This window comes from Streptomyces sp. NPDC033131, assembly GCF_055578365.1.
Genome location: NZ_JBVIPA010000022.1, coordinates 104,003 through 116,592, shown reverse-complemented (window position 1 = coordinate 116,592; position 12,590 = coordinate 104,003). Strand labels below are relative to the sequence as shown.

Genomic DNA, 12,590 nt, shown 5'->3' with positions numbered 1-12,590 from the left:
GCGCTACGAAGAGGAACCGCTCGGCGGCCGGCGTGCATACGTCGCCGCTGTGTGGGTACTCGCAGCCCGATACTCGTATCCAGACCCAATGGCAACCGAGGCCGAAGAGGCAGACGTCGAGCCGTGACTTTCGTGGGAGAGGTAATGGACACCGCCGTGATCCGGTCGGAGGCACAGGTCGTCGAAGAGACCGCCAGGACCCGGACGACGGGTGACGGACCGCTGCCGGGAGTCGAGAATCCGCGGACCGTGGCTCCGCGTGATGCGCGAGAGCTGTCCCGTCAGTTCTTCCAGCGCCTGACGGAACTCGAGGAAGGCACCCACGAGTACCAGTACGCGCGCAACACGCTCATCGAGATGAACATGTCCCTGGTGCGTTTCGCGGCCGGCCGGTTCCGCGGTCGCGGCGACGACATGGAGGACATCGTCCAGACCGGCATGATCGGCCTGATCAAGGCCATCGACCGTTTCGACCTCACGCGCGAGGTCGAGTTCACGTCGTTCGCCCTCCCCTACATCGTGGGTGAGATCAAGCGGTTCTTCCGTGACACCACCTGGGCGGTCCATGTGCCGCGCAGGCTCCAGGAGCTTCGTGTGGAGCTGGCCAAGGCCCGTGAGGAGCTCGCCAGCCGTCTCGACCGCGAGCCGACCGTGGCCGAGCTCGCCACGCTGATGAACATCCCCGAGAACGAGGTCGTCGAGGCGCAGATCGCCTCCAACGGCTACAACTCCTCTTCTCTGGACGCCGCGCTCACGGGCGACGGTCCCGAGGGCGGCGAGGCCGTTCTCGCCGACTTCATCGGCGTGGAGGAAAACGGCCTGCGGCTGGTGGAGGACTTCCAGTCGCTGATCCCGCTCATGGCCGAACTGAGCGAGCGCGACCGTCAGATCATCCATATGCGGTTCGTGGAGGAGGCCACGCAGGCGGAGATCGGCGAACGCCTCGGCTGCTCCCAGATGCACGTGTCGCGGCTGATCAAGCGGATCATCCTGCGCCTGCGCGAGGGCATGCTGGGCGAGCTGGGCTGCGCCTGATCCGGACAGACCGAGAGCGGGTGCCGCCCCGGATGCAGGTACGGGGGCGGCACCCGCGACCGGGCACAGGAACATCGATCACAGGAACATCGATCGACCGGGCTGATCGCGGATCGAGGATTCACTCTCCGCCGATGCCCACCACGGCGCGTACGCGCTTGCCGACCGGAACCCGTTCGACGTCGAGGTCGGCCGCCAGCACGTGGACGATCTCCAGGCCGTGGCAGCCGATGCGCTCGGGATCCTTGGGGAAACGCCGGGGCAGGGCGGCGCTGCTGTCGTAGACGATCACCGCCACCTCGGCGTCCGTGCCCTCCAGCTCCAGGATGTACGGCCCGTTGCTGTGCCGGTCGGCGTTGGTGACCAGTTCGCTCACCACCAGGAGCACCGCGTCCTCGGCCCGGTTCGCCACGTCGGCGCACCATTCGGTCCTGAGCTGCTCGAGGAACGCCGCGGCGAAGGACCTCGCCTGCGCTATGCATCCCGGTTCGCCCGTGTAGTGCGCCGCCCGCCGTAGCGGTTCCACGGGCACGTCGAAACCAGTCGGTATCACTGCCCCGTCCAGATGCTCGATCATGCGTTTCTCTCTCGGAAGCCGGACTGGCCGGACGCTGCTGCACCAGTCCTCGTACCCCGAGCCGCGCACCCCAGTCCCCGATTCGCCGTGACGGCGCTTACGCCCTGACCGAACAGCGGGGGTCTTACGGCCTTACGACTCGGGGGACGCCGGCGGCAACTCGACGGACGCGGACTGTGGCGTCGTGTCGGGCGCCAGCGGGGGCTGTGGCGGCGAGGAAACGGATGACTCCGGCTTGCTCGGATCCGGGTCGAGGGTGGCCGGGGAGGAGGGCGCGGAGGACGACGACTCCGAGCTCGGCGAGGACGGGGCGGTGGAGGTGTGCGGCGACGAGGAGCCGGGTGACGTCGGCGTGGACAGGCTCACCGAGGGGGTCGGACGGTGGGTGGGCGGGTCGGTCTTCTTGTCCTTGCCGCCGGTGTCGCCGCGGTGCCGGGCGAACCAGTCGCCGCGGTCGGGGTCGTAGATCACGAAGACGTTGACGACCTGCGCGGCGGGCGCGACCACGACCACGTTCGACGGGTTGTACGACGGCCAGGAGTCGCCGGTGTACCGGGGCGTGGTCTGCTGGGCGACGGGCGGGGTGAGCGGGTTGCCGCAGGCGCAGCGGACCCGGGGCACTCCGCGGTTGTCGACGAGGACGGCGGTGCCGGACTGCAGTACGGCCTGGTAGCCGGTGGCGGATCCGTCGCGGTAGCCGTGGTTGGTGACGCGGGTGTCCATGCGCAGTTGCAGAGGCGTGAGGGAGCGCAGGTAGGCGGGGACCTCGGAGGGGGCCACGCCGGCGACGGCGGCGAACGCACTGTTCTTCGGCGGGGCCGCCTGGAGGGCGGTGATCTGCTTCTCCACATCGCAGCTGGAGACGTTGCGGGTGCCGCCGTAGAGGCCGGGGGCCCCGCCGTCGACGCCCCGTACCGCGTTGGCAGGGGCGGACCCGGTGGTCGGGGAGACCGAGAGCGGCGGGGCGGAGCTGTCGGTCGCCGTGGATTCGGTGAAGGGGTCGGGGCCGGTCTTGCCCGCGGCCTGGAGGAAGACCTCGCCGCCCTTGGCGGAGCCGCCGCCACCGCCACCGCCGTCGGGCCGGGTGAAGACGACGGCGAGGAGCACGGCGGCCACCACCAGGGTGGCCAGGACCGCGACACGTGGGACCGACCGCCACCAGGGGCGGCCCGGTTCCGGCGCGTGCGCCCCGCCGCTGCCGGGGGGCTGCGAGGGCGGCCCCGAGGGCGGCTGGGAGGGGCCGGACAGCGGGCCGGAGGGGGGTCCTGTGGGGCGGCCGGAGGACGGCGGTTCGACGCTCACGAGCTCTTCTTCCCGACGAGGGATTCCAGCGTCTTTGTCTGCACTTTGAATGCTTTGCCGCTTGTTTTGCGGAACATACCCATTGTGTGCTCCGCTCCCGTGCTGCCCGCAAGCCGACGCGGACGGCCCTCCCGGCGGGCGCGCCGCCCGGGTGCTGTTTAGCGTGGCAGCGTGAGTGTCCGAACCCGCTCCGACGAGGCTGTCGTCGCCCGCCACGGCTGGGTGCAGGCGATGGTTACGGTCCTGGCCGCGCTGATCGCCATGGTGGTGGTCGCCGGGCTGGGCCTGTGGGCGGCCGGTGCGGCGGACCTTCCGGAAAACGCGTTCCCCCGGGTGGTGGCGGCGACCGTGGTGACGGCCGTCGGCGGCACCATCGAGCTGTCGGGGAACGCCGGTCCGCTCGCCGACACGAAGGCGGGGCTCACCGTGATCCCGCTCTCCGTCACGCTCGTCGGGGCACTGGTCCTCGGTGCGGGCTTCCTTCGGCCGCTGCGGCACCGGGCGGTCGCGGGGGCGGGGGAACTGGCCGGGTGGGCGGCACGGATCGCCGTACTGTGGCTGCTCGCGCTGATCGGCCTCGCCCTGGCGGCCCGCCAGACCTTCCAGCTCTCCCTCGGCGACGAAACGCTGGGCGATCTCGGGGACCTGTTCGGCGTGTCGCCGAAGGTCGGCTTCACCACGGACGTGCCGCCGACCCTGTTCTTCGGCCTGCTGTGGCTGGTCGGGGTCCTGGTGCTGGCCGTTCTCGTCTCACGCGGGGCACCGCTGCCGCCCCGGCTGCTGCGGTTCCAGGCATCGGTGCGGCCGGCCGCGTACGCCATGGTCGTGCTGCTGCTCGCGTACGTCGCCCTGGGCATCGTCATCGCCCTGGTCGTCGCGGTGACCCGGGGCCACGCGGCCGAGACCTTCGCGGTGATCCTGCTCGGCATGCCGAACCTGGTCTGGCTCACCCTCACCATCGGCCTCGGCGCCACCTGGAACGGCCGGGTGGAAGGACCCTTCGGGCTGCCGATGCCGCAGGTCCTCGACGAGGTGCTGCGCTCCTCCGACACCGCCACGCTGAACCTGGGCGCGCTCGCCGAGCACGACGGCAGGGTGTGGTGGCTCGTGGCCGTGAACGCGGTGCTGCTGTCGGCCGCCGCCTTCGTCATGGCGGCCCGCTCCCCGGCCCGGATGCGTCCCTGGCAGCACGCCGTGCACATGGCGGTCGCCCTAGCCCTGACCGTGCTGATGATCTGCCTGGTCGGCCGGATTTCCGCGAACTACGGCCTGTCGGTGCTCGGCATCGGGGACCTGGGCGGGGATCTGGGCGGAGACCTGTTCCTGAAGCCCGAGCTGTGGTCGGCGATCGGCCTGGCCCTGCTGTGGGGGCTGGTCACCGGGTTTCTCGGCGGCCTGCTGGCCGGACCGGTGCGGCGGCGGGGTGCGGCGGTGAACGCCAGGAAGCCCTGACGCCACATGAGATGGCGTCCTGAAGATCGAACTCAGGATGGCGATCCGTTCCGGCGCCAGGTGAGGGTGACGGTGAAATTGGCGGTGGCGCCGGCGGCGGCGATGAAGGCGCCTGCCTGGGCGTGCATGTTGAGGCCGAACTCGACTTGGATCTCGTCGGGAGACTGCGCTGCGGACTGGATATGGGAAACGATCGCCCGCATGGCGGGCTGCACGTGGTGGACTGCGTCCTCGAAGGTCTGCTGCGCCCGCTCGGAGATCGAAGGGCCGTAAATTCCCCGTGTCACTGTCCCCACTGGCTGGCCGCTCACCTCGACCAGTACGGTACCGCCATCCTCCGCAGGGAATTCGACAAGTCGTCCCATGAATGCTTCTCCTTTTCCCAGGCGCCCCTTGCCGGCTATTGAAACTCCCACACAGTGACGGCGTTCAGGGTGCCGGTGGCAAGACGGGCACCGTCCGGGCTGAAGCGCACCGACAGAACAGGGTGTTCGTGAGTTATTTCGAATACCGTGACCCCGTCGAAGATGTCCCAGACACGAGCCACCTGGTCTTCACCTCCCATGGCGAGATGAGTGCCGTCCGGGCAGAAATCCACTGTACCGACCGGGTAGTCGTGGGCTATTTCGCAGGCCTCGCGCACGCGAGCACTGACGTCCCAGATGCGTACTAGGCAGTCTTCACTGGCGGTGGCGAGATATGTACTGTCCGGGCTGAAGGCCACGGCATTCAAGAATCCTCTGTGATCTTTTCCGATTTCTCGGCCGCTGCTTGTGTCAAACACACTCAGCCCACCTTGATCAGCGATGGCCAATCGAGTGCCATCCGGGCTGTAGGCGACCGAGGTTGCTGCTCGCTGGCGAGACTGGAACACTTGCTTTCCCGTCTCGACATCCCAAACAAAGGCGTAGCCGTAGAGGCCGGTAGCGAGCCGCGCGCCGTCCGGACTGAAATCCGCTGAGGTCATCCCCGCCGGGAAGCGGATCTGACGGTATTTTTCTCCTGTCTGGGTGTCCCATATCTTGCAACCTTGCCTGAAATTCCCGACAAGGCGCGTGCCGTCCGGACTGAAAGCTACGGCATAAGGACCCCACTTGTCTCCGGTTTTGAAATCCAGTTGTTCTTCACCACTGAGGTCGTACAGGCGAATGCGTGCGTCGGATCGAATATTGACGGCTATTATCTGCCAACTCGGGTTCCACGCGAGGGCTCCACAAGGGGCGGCCAGCTCGACTGACCAAACAGGGGGCGCAGTCGAGTCATCTCGGGAATCGGCCGTCAGCTCGCCCTCCCTCTGACGCTGTATGCAGAGGTCGCGACGCCGTACGCTGTCCCGGTACCCATCGCCGTCATGCGAAAGGGAATCATAGATCTTTATCGCGGTGGACCAGTCCTCCACCTCCTCGGCCGCGAGGGCTCGGACGTACATATGGTCCAGACGGGTTGCGCGCTGTGCCTCCTTCACCGCCTGACGGGCCCTTGTGGCCAGCCCGTCGGGATCAGCGGCGTCCTGATCCAACTGACTGATCTCTTCACTGATGTCCAGAACTGCCTGCCATCGGTTTCCGCCCGCATGACGGCACAGTTCTTCCCGGAGAGCAGCGATGCGTCGACGGTCGCGACAGAACTCGCTTCGCGTGGCGGCATCTCGGGACTCCGGATCGAGCTGCAGGATCTGCTCGTAGGTGTCGATCGCGGTGGACCAGTCTCCCGCTTCCTCAGCTGCCGCACCCTGGGCGCGCAATCGCACCAGCCGGGCTGCCCGCTGCGCCTCTTTCATCGCCTCGCGGGCCCTCGTGGCCAGCCGGTCGGGATCGGCGGCACTCGGATCCAGTCGGCCGATCTCTTCACTCACGTCCAGGACTGGCTGCCACCGGCCCGCGTCCGCGTGGATGCGCAATTCCTCCTGGAGATGCGTGATACGGCGGCGATCACGACAGAAGTCCCGTCGTCCGGCAGCGTCTTGGTCCTCCGGCTGTTTCCGCAGAATTTGATCATAGATGTCGATCGCACTGGGCCAGTCCTCAGATTCCTCCGCCTCTGTCGCTCGATGACGGAGCTCGACGATCTGCTGCTGGTCGGCAGCCTTTTGCCGAAGCATGGCCGCGTCGGCGTCTTTCGGGTCCAGGATGAGCAGGTCGTCAAGCAGCTTGATGGCTTCGCCGGGATGGCCCATGCGCAACTGTGCGCCGGCCATGGCGTGAAGCGTGCGCAACTGCGCGTGGCGTTTGTTGAGGTCGACGGATGGCTGCGGGTCAGCGTGCGGCGGATGCGATGCAGTGTGTTCGGGGACGTGCCGCCCGGGCGGCGATGCGGCCACGTCGAAGAGGCTGTCAGCCTCGCCACGCACGTACAGCACTGGAGTGATCCATTCCAGGGACTTGCTGCCACCGAGTATGGAGATTCTTCCGCTCCTGACGGCATCGTCGATGCGACGGCCATGGGCCAACGCGGTGTAGAACCCCTGGGCAAAGTGCACTGAGGCCTGGTCGCTGACCGCGAACTGCATCGCCGCCACCGCGCTGATACCACCTCGCACGAGGGCTGCTCCCACGCTGGAGAACCTGTCGTCCACCCCACCCTGGGCGGACGAGCAGGAATTCAGCACCACCAGTCGTGGAGGTGGATCCGCCTCCCCCAACAGGTCCGCCAGACTGGAAGCGTCCACCATCTGAGCGCCGCCGCCCCCGCCCTCACTCACGAGCGCGATCTGGCCCTCGTCGGAGAGGGTGTCGTAGTACCCGTGGCCGATGAAGTGGAGTACGTGCCACCGGCCACTCAGCAGGCGGGACTGCAGACTTGTCCAGCTCGCTTGCGTCACCCAGACCAACTCCACCTCCTCGTCGCGGACTTGTGCCGAGAGGGCCTGCTGCAGTCGTTCACGTTCGGCGTCGGTGTCCAGCATGGGAAGCCCCCGCGGCGAGGCGATCACTACGAGGATCCGCAACGGCAGTTCCACAGCCAGGGGCTTGGGTGTGTACGAGGCGGGGAGGTGTCGGACGATCGGCCATCGTCGGCACGGATAGGTCCCGTCGTGCGAGTCGAAGAGTGCCTCCCAGGGAAGCAGGTCCAGCTTCGGTGCCTCCATCCGCAGTACGATCTGCAGCCGCTCCTGTCGCTCCCGTGCCACGCCCAGGCTCGCTCGGTACGTTCCGGAGACCGGGCCGGCGAACAGCGCTTCGAACAGTTGACGGCCTACGTCTTGCACGGCCTGCTCACTCATCGGCACCACCCGACGAGTCGCAGCCGCGGAGGCGAGGACCTTGTCCTCCAGCTCACCGCGGTGCGACAGCAACTCGTCGACGTCGAGCGTCATCGAGGCCCGGGGCTCTCCGCCCGCGGCCGCCTTCACCACCCGGACCTCATACTCGCAATCGTCCGGATGAAGTGGGCAGATCTGCAATTCCAGGACGGTGGCCATCGCCACCCCGTTCCCGGAAGACCCGCACGGTCGCAGGCCTCCCGCGTATCTCTGATGACAGGCGGGGCCGGTTCGCTTACATCTCCATGATGAGCCGAGGTCAACCCACTCGCACATCGATCCAGGCGGTGCAGGACCTGGGTGGGCCCGGTCAGGGCTGACGGCCCGGCTGCCCGATGACCGGTTCGGCCCACCGTGGCGGCGGTTTCGGCCGGTCGGGTGCCGGGGCCACGACGCCCCGGGCGACCTCGGTCGGCGGGTGGCCGCCCGCCGGGGCGCCGCGCAGGGCGGCCACGAAGGTGAGGCAGGAGTCGTATCGGTCGTCGGGACTCTTGGCCAGGGCCTTGGCGAAGACGGTGTCGAGGTGGGGGGCGAGCTCGGGGCGGGCCTCGGTCAGGGGTGCCGGTTCGTCGTACTGGTGGGCCCACAGGAGGGCCATGTCGTCGTCGCGGCGGAAGGGCGGGCGGCCCGCGAGGGTCTCATAGACGACGCAGGCGAAGCCGTAGACGTCGCAGCGGCCGTCGACGGGGCGTCCGGAGATCTGCTCCGGGGCCACGTAGTCGAGCGTGCCGACGAACTGGCCGACCGTGGTGAAGCCGGTCAGGGACAGGGACTTCTTCGTCAGGCCGAAGTCGGTGAGGTAGACGTGCTCGGGGTGGTCGCTGTCGGTGCCGCGGGCCACCAGGATGTTGCCGGGCTTCACGTCCCGGTGGACCAGGCCGTGCTCGTGGGCCGCGTCCAGCGCGGAACCGACCTGGGCGGCGATCCGGATCGCGGTCGGGAGCGGCAGGGGTCCGTCGCGGTCCAGGAGGTGGCGCAGGTCGCTGCCGGGGACGTAGCGCATCGCGATGTACAGGACGCCGTCCGTCTCGCCCGCCTCGAAGACCGGCACGATGTTCGGGTGGTCGATCGCGGCGGCCACGTGGGACTCGTGGGTGAAGCGGCGGCGGAAGGTGTCGTTGCGGGCGAGTTCGGGGGCGAGCAGTTTGAGGGCGACGGTCCGGTCCAGGCGCAGGTCCCGGGCACGGTAGACGACGGCCATGCCGCCGCGTCCGATCTCGCGCTCGATGCGGTAGCCGGCGACCTGCTTGCCGATCAGCTCGGAGGGCCGCCCTGAGAAGAGGCTCGCTTCATGGTCCATCGGGTGTCACGACCTGGGTGGGGGCGTGTCCGGGCTCCGCGGCGGCGGCACGGGGCCCGTCGTCCGTGGCGTAGGTGCTGAGCCGGGCCCCGTCCGCGTACGCCCACCGCCCGCGTTCGTCGTCGTAGAGCCACATCGACTCCCCGTCCACGACGACCCCGAGCCGCAGTCCTCGCGTCCGCACGCGAAAGGCCTCCCCCTCCAGCGCGCCGGCCGTCAGTTCCTCGACCGCGGCCCGGTAGCGGGCCAGTGCCTGTTCGGCGCGGGTGAGCAGGGGGCGGGGGTCGGCGGTATGTCCGAGCGGACCGTCGGCGAGCGGGGGGTCCTGGGGTACGGCGACCAGGTGGCGGCCGTCGACCCAGGCCGACCAGCCGTTGGCGCACAGGACGTACGCCCAGTCGCCGCGTCGCTCGACGAGCTGGACCGGCAGCAGCGCGTCGAGGGGCACGGTGGGCCGGGCGGGGTCGGGGGCCTCCCAGGCGGGCATGCCGTTCTGGGGCACGACGTGGGTGGGCCGGAATCCGGGGGCCGTCATCGCGCGCCGCTACTTCCGCATCACGGCGGGCTCGTGCCGGCGCAACAGCCGGGAGACGAGGAACCCGAAGGCCGCCGACAGGACGACCAGCATGGCCACGTTGAGCAGCCACACCCCGGCCGAGTGCTCGAACAGCGGGTCGCCGGTCAGCTCGCCGGGCACGATCCGGGCCAGGCCGACGGTGCCGGCCATCGCGCCGAGCGCCCATCGTGAGGGCACCAGCCACGCCAGTTGTTCCAGCCCGGGCACGCCGTCCAGCTTCAGCAGGGCGCCGCAGAAGACCACTTGGACGATGGCGAGCAGCACGAGCAGCGGCATCGTCACCTCCTCCTTGCGCACCATCGCGGAGACCAGCAGGCCGAGCATCATCGCGGTGAACGCCAGCAGGGCGACGGCGACGGTGATTTCGGCAAGGGGCGGCATCAACACGCCTTCGCCTCCGGGCGCGTTGAGGTCGACGCCGAGCAGGGCGACCAGGGTCAGTACGACGGCCTGCAGGACGGTGATCGTGCCGAGGACGACGACCTTGGACATCAGGTACGCGGATCTGGACAGGCCCACGGCCCGCTCGCGCTGGTAGATCACGCGTTCCTTGACGAGTTCGCGCACGGCGTTGGCCGCGCCGGTGAGGACTCCGCCGACGCACAGGATCAGCAGGGCGTTCATGGCTGTTTCCTGGGTCAGCTTGCTGCCGGCCAGGGCTCTGCCCATGGCGCCCATCACGAACGGCAGGGCGATCATGATGGCGAGGAAGGTGCGGTCGGCGCTGAGCGCGGCCGCGTACCGGCGCACGAGGGTGCCGAGCTGGGCACCGCGGCTGCGGGGCCTGGCGGGGGGTGTGATGAGGACGGGGCCCTCGCGGGGCCGCCGGGGCTGCGCGCTCGCGTCCTGGACGTACCGGCGCCGGGACGGCGAGGTGTGGAAGTCCCCCGCCCAGTCGCGGTCGCGGTCCCGTTCGAAGGCCTCGAAGGCCTCCGGCCACTGAGTGAAGCCGAAGTAGGCGAGGGCGTCCTCGGGCGGGCCGTAGTAGGCGATCTTCCCGCCGGGCGCGAGGACGAGGAGCCGGTCGCAGACGTCGAGGCTGAGGACGCTGTGGGTGACGACGATGACCGTGCGGCCGTCGTCGGCGAGACCGCGCAGCATGTGCATCACCGAGCGGTCCATGCCGGGGTCCAGGCCCGAGGTCGGTTCGTCGAGGAACAGCAGGGACGGCTTGGTCAGCAGCTCGAGGGCCACGCTGACGCGCTTGCGCTGGCCGCCGGACAGGCTGTGCACGGGCTGCCGTGCCCGCTCCTGAAGGCCGAGTTCCCTGATGACCTCGTCGACCCTGGCGCGGCGCTCGGCCTTCGCGGTGTCCTGCGGGAAGCGCAGTTCGGCGGCGTAGGACAGGGCGCTGCGGACGGTCAGCTGGGAGTGCAGGATGTCGTCCTGCGGGACCAGGCCGATGCGCTGGCGCAGTTCGGCGTAGTCGCGGTAGAGGTCACGGCCGTCGTACAGGACCGTGCCGTGGTCGGCGGGGCGCTGTCCGGTCAGGGCGTTGAGGAGCGTGGACTTCCCGGCACCGCTCGGGCCGACGACGGCGAGCAGGCACTTCTCGCCGACCGGGAACGACACGTGGTCCAGGAGGGTCTTGCGGCCGTGGTCGACGGCGACGGTGAGGTCCTGCACGTCGAGGGAGACCTCGCCGGTGTCGACGTATTCCTGCAGCTGGTCGCCGACCAGGCTGAACGCCGAGTGGCCGATGCCGACGATGTCGCCGGGGCCGATGAGGGCGCGGGTGACGGCCAGGCCGTTGAGGAAGGTGCCGTTGTGGCTGCCGAGGTCGACGATCTCGTACGTCCCGTCCGGCAGGGCGCGCAGTTCGGCGTGCCGGCGGGAGACGCCCAGGTCGTCGATGACCAGGTCGTTGTCCTCGGCGCGGCCGATGCGGACGGTGCGGGTGGGCAGCGGCCGTACGGTCGTGGGCTGTCGGAAGGTGCTGGTCAGGGCGGGCATCGAGACCGCGGAGGGGCGCTCCGGTTCCGGGGGCGGGAGGCCGGCGAGGACGGCGCACGGGCCGTCGGCCGCCGGGCTGCCGAAGCGGATGACGCTGCCGGGGCCGACGCCCCACTCGTGGACCCGGCGGCCGTCGGCGTAGGTGCCGTTGGTGCTGTTCTCGTCCTCGAGCATCCAGTGGTCGGCCTCGGGCCGCAGCACCGCGTGGTGCCACGAGACCCGGGCGTCGTCGATGACGATGTCGCACAACGGATCGCGGCCGACGTGGTAGTCGTGGCCCGGACTCATCACCGTGGAGCCGGTTTCGGTCTCCACCACGAGTTCGGGCGCCGTGGGTGCCACCGGCCGCTTCGCCATACCTGAATTCTACCGATTGGTACCGATCCGCGCCCGGTGTCGCCCGTCAGGCCACGGGCGTGAACAGCATCGAGGCGGTGCGCTGCATGCGCAGGGCGTCCACGGACTCCGCCAGCAGCTCGTACTCGGTGGTGTCGTCGACGGCGGCGATCCGCACCAGCCGCCCCGCTGCCAACTCGTCGGCGACGAACTCCTGTTGGGCCGGATCCCCGCACCAGGTCCGGAGCACGGCGGGTACGTCGGGCACCGTGGCGGCGACCGGGACGAGCGCGCCGGCCGGTAAGTGCTCGGCCTCCGGCTGAGGGTCGAGGCGCTCGGCGATCCAGGCGGCGCGGTCACGCAGCCACCACAGCGCGAGCGCGAGGGTGGGGGCCCGGTAGGTTCCGAGGGGCACACCGATGCGTCGGCCGCCGCAAGTGCCGTACCCCGTGACATGGCACAGGAATTCGTCGTGCACGATCCACTCCCCCGCTGCTTCGCTAGCCTGTCGGCCGGGCCTCGCTTTCCCTGCGGCTCATGTGCTGTGCGTGACTGGGGCTTCGCTGGATGTGAAGCCCTAACAGTCGAGTATGTTCACTACTGAAACACTGTCACCACGACTTTTTGGCCACTCTCCTGGCATATTCACGGCCTCTCATGGCCGAAAAATGGCGAGTACATGGCGATGCCGTCATTACCTGGGGGGTAATCGACCGTCCGCCGCGGTCGGGGCATGGTTGCGGTACCGGGTCGCCGACACACGGAACCCGGTCCCGACCAGCGGAAACGACCTCGA

Annotated in this window: 10 protein-coding genes; 2 read left to right on the top strand and 8 right to left on the bottom strand. The window is 69.3% G+C overall.

Features of this window, described 5'->3' with window-relative positions:
• Positions 1-144 precede the first annotated feature (144 nt).
• Positions 145-1,035: an RNA polymerase sigma factor SigF gene (locus tag ACZ5XS_RS26445; protein WP_468655309.1), complete on the top strand. Its 891-nt coding sequence runs from the start codon at positions 145-147 to the stop codon at positions 1,033-1,035.
• 121 nt (positions 1,036-1,156) lie between these two features.
• Here the strand turns inward: ACZ5XS_RS26445 and ACZ5XS_RS26440 are convergent, their stop codons facing one another.
• Both ACZ5XS_RS26440 and ACZ5XS_RS26435 read right to left on the bottom strand, forming a co-directional pair.
• Complete coding sequence (locus tag ACZ5XS_RS26440; RefSeq protein WP_468655307.1) at positions 1,157-1,612, bottom strand: ATP-binding protein; 456 nt, start codon at positions 1,610-1,612, stop codon at positions 1,157-1,159.
• Positions 1,613-1,744: 132 nt separating this feature from the next.
• Positions 1,745-2,914: a DUF6777 domain-containing protein gene (locus tag ACZ5XS_RS26435; RefSeq protein WP_468655305.1), complete on the bottom strand. Its 1,170-nt coding sequence runs from the start codon at positions 2,912-2,914 to the stop codon at positions 1,745-1,747.
• Between the two features lie 231 nt (positions 2,915-3,145).
• Between ACZ5XS_RS26435 and ACZ5XS_RS26430 the strand changes: the two genes are divergently transcribed.
• Positions 3,146-4,366: a streptophobe family protein gene (locus tag ACZ5XS_RS26430; protein ID WP_468655388.1), complete on the top strand. Its 1,221-nt coding sequence runs from the start codon at positions 3,146-3,148 to the stop codon at positions 4,364-4,366.
• A gap of 32 nt (positions 4,367-4,398) precedes the next feature.
• On the opposite strand, the gene ACZ5XS_RS26425 is transcribed toward ACZ5XS_RS26430, so the two are convergent.
• The 6 genes from ACZ5XS_RS26425 to ACZ5XS_RS26400 form a co-directional block, all read right to left on the bottom strand.
• A complete protein-coding gene (locus tag ACZ5XS_RS26425; RefSeq protein WP_468655303.1) occupies positions 4,399-4,731 on the bottom strand; it encodes a CU044_2847 family protein in 333 nt (110 codons plus the stop codon).
• Positions 4,732-4,766: 35 nt separating this feature from the next.
• Positions 4,767-7,787 (bottom strand): CHAT domain-containing protein, encoded by a 3,021-nt coding sequence (locus ACZ5XS_RS26420; RefSeq protein ID WP_468655301.1) that lies wholly within the window; start codon positions 7,785-7,787, stop codon positions 4,767-4,769.
• A 151-nt stretch (positions 7,788-7,938) separates the two neighbouring features.
• Positions 7,939-8,928, bottom strand: a complete 990-nt coding sequence (locus ACZ5XS_RS26415) for a serine/threonine-protein kinase (RefSeq protein WP_468655299.1) — start codon at positions 8,926-8,928, stop codon at positions 7,939-7,941.
• On the bottom strand, positions 8,918-9,463 hold the full coding sequence (locus ACZ5XS_RS26410; protein ID WP_468655297.1) for an SH3 domain-containing protein: 546 nt from the start codon (positions 9,461-9,463) through the stop codon (positions 8,918-8,920). The genes ACZ5XS_RS26415 and ACZ5XS_RS26410 overlap by 11 nt, the downstream gene beginning before the upstream one ends.
• A 9-nt stretch (positions 9,464-9,472) precedes the next feature.
• Entirely contained in the window at positions 9,473-11,815 is a 2,343-nt protein-coding gene (locus tag ACZ5XS_RS26405; RefSeq protein WP_468655295.1) for an ABC transporter ATP-binding protein/permease, read from the bottom strand.
• A 46-nt stretch (positions 11,816-11,861) separates the two neighbouring features.
• Entirely contained in the window at positions 11,862-12,272 is a 411-nt protein-coding gene (locus ACZ5XS_RS26400; RefSeq protein ID WP_468655293.1) for a hypothetical protein, read from the bottom strand.
• Positions 12,273-12,590 lie beyond the last annotated feature (318 nt).

Coding starts and splice junctions, on each gene's coding strand:
- ACZ5XS_RS26440 (WP_468655307.1), bottom strand. CDS start 1,612: ATGATCGAGCATCTGGACGGGGCAGTGATACCGACTGGTTTCGACGTG.
- ACZ5XS_RS26410 (WP_468655297.1), bottom strand. CDS start 9,463: ATGACGGCCCCCGGATTCCGGCCCACCCACGTCGTGCCCCAGAACGGC.
- ACZ5XS_RS26420 (WP_468655301.1), bottom strand. CDS start 7,787: ATGGCCACCGTCCTGGAATTGCAGATCTGCCCACTTCATCCGGACGAT.
- ACZ5XS_RS26405 (WP_468655295.1), bottom strand. CDS start 11,815: ATGGCGAAGCGGCCGGTGGCACCCACGGCGCCCGAACTCGTGGTGGAG.
- ACZ5XS_RS26445 (WP_468655309.1), top strand. CDS start 145: ATGGACACCGCCGTGATCCGGTCGGAGGCACAGGTCGTCGAAGAGACC.
- ACZ5XS_RS26430 (WP_468655388.1), top strand. CDS start 3,146: ATGGTTACGGTCCTGGCCGCGCTGATCGCCATGGTGGTGGTCGCCGGG.
- ACZ5XS_RS26415 (WP_468655299.1), bottom strand. CDS start 8,928: ATGGACCATGAAGCGAGCCTCTTCTCAGGGCGGCCCTCCGAGCTGATC.
- ACZ5XS_RS26425 (WP_468655303.1), bottom strand. CDS start 4,731: ATGGGACGACTTGTCGAATTCCCTGCGGAGGATGGCGGTACCGTACTG.